Origin of the sequence: Thermoflexus hugenholtzii JAD2, assembly GCF_900187885.1 — a bacterium.
Taxonomy (GTDB): Bacteria; Chloroflexota; Anaerolineae; order Thermoflexales; family Thermoflexaceae; genus Thermoflexus; species Thermoflexus hugenholtzii.
The window spans coordinates 1-424 of record NZ_FYEK01000040.1 but is presented as its reverse complement, the minus strand read 5'-3'; the positions used below and the strand labels follow the sequence as shown (position 1 = coordinate 424).

Genomic DNA, 424 nt, shown 5'->3' with positions numbered 1-424 from the left:
CCACAAAAATCACCGGAACCCCGTAAAACCTCGCCTTCTGAACCAGAAGGCGCTGGAAAGTCATAATGCTCCAGAAGTTGAGCAGGCGCTGCCGCATCCTCCTGGACTTCCCCTTCCCGATCCGCTCCTTCATCCCCTGGAGATCCTCCAGCACAAGAGCCGCTTTCATTCCGATGGCCCAGGCGATCAGCGCCAGGGCCAGATGATGCCAGAAGTTCTCCACCTTCTGCTTCCGGATCCTTCGATGCTTGGAGGCGATCTTCTTCTTGGCCTTCGGGTTGTGCTTCCCTCTCGTCCCTTTGATCTCGCGCCGCAGATGGTCCCGGTTGACCTTCCCCACATACCCTGTGTCGATCTCCCGGATCTCACTGGTGGAGGTCACGAAAGCCGTCAGATTCCCCTCATGGCTGTCGATCCCGATCAC

The 424-nt window shown here is 58.0% G+C and carries 1 protein-coding gene; it reads right to left on the bottom strand.

The genetic code is table 11. The annotated features are described in order from the left end of the window. Nucleotides 1–424: IS200/IS605 family accessory protein TnpB-related protein (locus tag CFB18_RS10190; protein ID WP_143597579.1), on the bottom strand; the 424-nt coding region annotated here is incomplete at both ends.